The sequence below is a fragment of the Kitasatospora indigofera genome, from assembly GCF_014655955.1.
In the GTDB taxonomy this organism is placed as follows: Bacteria; Actinomycetota; Actinomycetes; order Streptomycetales; family Streptomycetaceae; genus Kitasatospora; species Kitasatospora indigofera.
In genome coordinates this window covers 1-4,329 of sequence record NZ_BNBO01000117.1, presented here as the reverse complement: position 1 = coordinate 4,329, position 4,329 = coordinate 1, and the positions used below count along the sequence as shown (strand labels likewise).

Annotated in this window: 4 protein-coding genes; 3 read left to right on the top strand and 1 reads right to left on the bottom strand. The window is 73.6% G+C overall.

The genetic code is table 11. From position 1 onward, the window contains the following. Nucleotides 1-467: 467 nt before the first annotated feature. Nucleotides 468-881: a TlpA family protein disulfide reductase gene (locus tag IE329_RS39610; RefSeq protein ID WP_190215919.1), complete on the bottom strand. Its 414-nt coding sequence runs from the start codon at nucleotides 879-881 to the stop codon at nucleotides 468-470. Between the two features lie 273 nt (nucleotides 882-1,154). Between IE329_RS39610 and IE329_RS39605 the strand changes: the two genes are divergently transcribed. From IE329_RS39605 to IE329_RS39595, 3 genes are all read left to right on the top strand, one after another. Further along, complete coding sequence (locus IE329_RS39605; RefSeq protein ID WP_190215918.1) at nucleotides 1,155-1,583, top strand: DUF4395 domain-containing protein; 429 nt, start codon at nucleotides 1,155-1,157, stop codon at nucleotides 1,581-1,583. Between the two features lie 205 nt (nucleotides 1,584-1,788). After that, nucleotides 1,789-2,580, top strand: coding sequence for a lysophospholipid acyltransferase family protein (locus IE329_RS39600; protein ID WP_190215917.1), 792 nt, complete (start codon nucleotides 1,789-1,791; stop codon nucleotides 2,578-2,580). Nucleotides 2,581-2,985: 405 nt separating this feature from the next. Continuing rightward, nucleotides 2,986-4,023, top strand: coding sequence for a TolB family protein (locus tag IE329_RS39595; protein ID WP_190215916.1), 1,038 nt, complete (start codon nucleotides 2,986-2,988; stop codon nucleotides 4,021-4,023). The last annotated feature ends 306 nt before the right edge of the window (nucleotides 4,024-4,329 follow it).

The following is a 4,329-nucleotide window of genomic DNA, read 5'->3' as shown; positions in this document are numbered from 1 at the left end:
TCGGGCACGTACTTCACACAGACAACGATCCTCAAGCTCACGGCCTGTCTCCTGTACTGGTCTCGTCCGGCGGCTGCGGCTGGTGCAAGCGGGCGCGATTACGCCACGCGCCCGCTCCGGGCAGCGAATTCCCGTGCCCGTCCGGAACTTCCTGGCAGCATACTCGCCAGTAGCTTAGCCGTCACTACTGGCCAGTAGCTTAGCGCTGCCCGACCCCCGGGCGAGCGTCCCCCGGCCCGCCCCGACCTCGGGCGATCCCCGCACGGAGCGGGCCTGGGGACGGCTGCACCACCGTCTGCGCCCATCCTGCCCCAGCCCGGGCGGAACACCACCTGACTGGGCGGCACATCGGCTGTGAGATTCACCGGCCACGACGGGAGCGACCGTGGTCTTGACACACCCTAGCTTGATCAACTAAAGGCTCGCCGTGGTCCCGCCCAGGTCGCGCGGCACGGACCGAGGCAGCCTCAGACCGCCTCGCCCAGGGCCGCGATCACGTCCGCCCGGCGCGGCTGGCCCGCCGCCCGCCGGACCACCCGGCCGCCGGCGTCCAGCACCAGGACGGTCGGGGTGCGCAGGATCTCCAGCCGGCGGACCAGGTCCAGCTTCTCCTCGGCGTCGATCTCCACGTGCGCCACTCCCGCCACCATGCCGGCGACCTCGTCGAGGACCCGGCGGGTGGCCCGGCAGGGCTGGCAGAAGGCGGTGGAGAACTGCACCAGGGTCGCGCGCTCGCCCAGCTCCGCGCCGAGCTCCGAGGCGGACAGCCGCACCGCGTCGTCCTTCGTCCGCACCCGCAGCCTCCCGTCGCGCCTGGCACGCAGCAGTCCGAACGCGCTCGCCAGCGCGAGCACGGCAACGCACACCATCAAGCCGGTCATCGCTCCAGTGTGCGCCACCCGGCACCGGCCCCCGCCGGTGGGCCCGGCGCTGTCCGGGACCGGTCGCGCCCGGGGGGACCGCGCCCGGTGGGCCCGGCCCCGGGGGTCGACCCGCCGGCAGCGCCCCGCGTACCATCGGCCCGTGGACTCCTACCGCCCCGCGCTGCCGCGCCTGACCACCCGCCGGGTGGTCGACCTGTGCCGCGCCACGGCCTCGCGCTGTCGCTGACCCGCTCCCGTCAGCCCGCCCGAGCCCCGCCCCGGAGCCCCCTCATGCAGATCGACCCGCGCGGCCCCCGTTTCGCCGCCGTCCTCACTTCCCTCGTCCTGGCCGCCGTACTCGTCACCGGCAGCGGCGCGCTGCTCGCGGTCCAGGCCCTGGTCTTCGCCGTCGGCGCCTTCGCCGGCCTGCAGCACTCCCCGTACGGCTGGCTCTACCGGACCCTGGTCCGCCCGCGCCTCGGGCCGCCCGGCGAGACGGAGGACGCCCGCCCGCCGCGCTTCGCCCAGGCCGTCGGCCTCGGCTTCGCCGTCGTCGGCACGACCGGCTACCTGACCGGCCTGACCTGGCTGGGCCTGCTCGCCACCGCGGCCGCGCTGGCCGCGGCCTTCCTCAACGCGGCCTTCGGCTACTGCCTCGGGTGCGAGATGTACCTGCTGCTGCGCCGGGCCCAGGTGCGGCCGCACACCCAGCCCGGCTGAGCACCACCGCCACCGGCCGGTCCCGGGCCCGGCGGGCCCCGGACCGGGCCGGGCCGCGTCCGCACGTGACAGACGGCAGTCGTTCGGGGGATCATCGTCCTGTATCACCCGTGGCCGTCGCGGCGTGCCGCGCCTTCCGGTCGGCCCTCGTACGTCGCGGGTACCGCCGGACCGGGCACCAGGCCCGTGGAAGTTAGGGCTGACCGTGGCAGAGTTCGTGTACCCGCCGGTGATCGGAGCCGCGCTCACCGTCTTCCGCGCGCTCGACGTGCGCATCAAGATCGTGGGCGCCGAGAACATCCCCGCCACCGGCGGGGCTGTGCTGGTGAGCAATCACATCAGCTACCTGGACTTCCTCTTCGCCGGCCTCGGCGCCGTCCGGGGCGGCAAGCGCAAGACCCGGTTCATGGCGAAGGACGACGTCTTCAAGCACGCGGTCTCGGGCCCGCTGATGCGCGGCATGAAGCACATCCCGGTCGACCGCACCGACGGGCAGCCCGCCTACGACGCCGCCGTCCGGGCCCTGCGGGCCGGCGAGGTGGTCGGCGTCTTCCCCGAGGCCACCATCAGCCGCTCCTTCATGCTCAAGAAGTTCAAGACCGGCGCCGCCCGGATGGCCGCCGACTCCGGCACCCCGCTGCTGCCGGTCATCCTCTGGGGCACCCAGCAGCTCTGGACAAAGGGCCGCCCCAAGACCCTCACCAAGCGCCACGTCCCGGTCACCATCATGATCGGCAAGCCGATCGAGCTGGCCCCGGGAGACAAGCCGGTGATGGTCACCCGTCGCCTGCGGGCCGCGATGACGGAGATGCTCGACCAGGTCCAGCGCGAGTACCCCGCCAAGCCCTCCGGCCCGGACGACACCTGGTGGCTGCCCGCCCAGCTCGGCGGCACCGCCCCCACCCTGGAGGCCGCCGAGGCCGAGGACGAGGCGGAGGCCGCCGCCAAGGCCGAGCGCCACGCCGCCAAGGAAGCGGCCAAGGAGCAGGGCAAGTAGGCAGCGCCGACGGCCCGGCCGGCAGGTTCCGCCCCACCCGGGAGGAGCCTGCCGCGCCCGGCGGCGGAGCGGCCGGCCGTAGCCACCCCTGGGGCGTGTCCGGGGGCCAGGTCGGGGATCTGCCCGGGGATCTGGCCGGGGCCTCCGACGGCCGCTCCGCGAGCCGGGCTTTTTTCCCGCTCGGACAGCTGCCGAAACCTCTGGTAGCCATTCGATCGCGGAGAGTCGCGTGTCGGTCCGTCACCTCACGGCCACCGTCTGCAACAGTGACAGGCGCCCGCTCACGGGCTCTCGTCCTGGATCGGAGACGGACACATGCGCGGCAGAGGAGTTTCGTACGGGGCGGCAGCCTGTTCCCTGCTCCTGGGATCACTGCTCACCGGGTGCGGAGCCGACAGCAACCTGATGCCCTCGGCCGCGGAGAACGGCCCTCCCGCCGATTCGGCCTCCGCCGCGCCCGTCGTCGACGCGGCCGCCCCGGCGGCCCCCGCGGTCCCGGCACACAACGGCCTCATCGCCACCCGGGTGTTCCTCGACCCCGGCCGCACCACCGGGGCCATCTTCACCGTCGCCCCCGACGGCAGCGGGAAGCAGCAGATCACCCAGCCCTCCGCCGACTCGGTCGACGACCACCCGGACTGGTCGCCCGACGGCCGGACGATCGCCTTCGACCGCCGCACGGCCGCCGGCAAGGCCAGGCTCTGGACCATCGGCGCGACCGGCGGCGAGCCCCGGCAGGTCCCGCAGATCTGCCAGGACGAGGCCCCCGACTGCCTCAACGAGGACGAGAGCACCCCGGCGTTCTCCCCCGACGGCAAACTGATCGCCTTCAGCCGGGCCTGGGGCGCCCTGGACGACCAGCAGAACCAGATCCAGTACTCCGACCTGTTCGTGATGAACGCCGACGGCACCAACGCCCAACGCCTCACCATGCTCACCAACGACAAGCCGTACTCCGGCCGGGTCGACAACGCCACCTGGTCGCCGGACGGCACCCAGCTCGCCTTCGCCTACCGCACCGGCGCCACCGGTCAGCCCGCGGACAGCACCGCGATCTTCGTCATCAACGCGGACGGCACCGGCATGCGCCAGCTCACCCCCTGGGCCCTGCGGGCCGGCGACCGGCCCAGCTGGTCGCCGGACGGCACCCACATCCTCTTCACCACCTACCCCGCCGGCGCCGACTACGCGCCGGGCGGCGGCATCTACACCGTCCACCCCGACGGCAGCGCCGTCACCGCGCTCACGCCGGCGCCGTCCGACACCTTCTACGGCGTCGCCGCCTACTCCCCCGACGGCCAGCAGGTCACCTTCGCCCAGGCGCCCTCCGGCGCCAACGCCGAGGTCTACACGATGAAGGCCGACGGCTCCGCCGTCACCCAGGTCACCAACACTCCCGAGGAATGGGAGAGCCGGCCCGCCTGGGGACGCGCCACGCAGTAGCCGCCGCTCCCCACAGGCGCCGCAGAGCGGGCCCGACCCTCCCCGGCCGGGTCCGCTTCTTCGTGCCTCGCCGTGCCCCGTCGTCACCCGTCGTGCTTCGTGATGGCTCGTGATGGCTCGTCACTTCCACCGGTGCGGCCCGCGGGACGCACCGACGAGTGGGGTCGCGCGAGACGCCGTCCGGAGAATCGCGCCGGCCGGGCAGAAAGCCTCTCCCGGCCTTCGCCGACAAAGGGCCCGGAAACGCAGAGAAGCCCCGCCGGTTACCCGGCAGGGCTTCTCCACAATGATTGTTCGGCGGCGTCC

Bases quoted from the DNA above. Each gene is read 5' to 3' on its own strand.
- IE329_RS39595 (WP_190215916.1), top strand. From the start codon at position 2,986: ATGCCCTCGGCCGCGGAGAACGGCCCTCCCGCCGATTCGGCCTCCGCC.
- IE329_RS39610 (WP_190215919.1), bottom strand. From the start codon at position 881: ATGACCGGCTTGATGGTGTGCGTTGCCGTGCTCGCGCTGGCGAGCGCG.
- IE329_RS39605 (WP_190215918.1), top strand. From the start codon at position 1,155: ATGCAGATCGACCCGCGCGGCCCCCGTTTCGCCGCCGTCCTCACTTCC.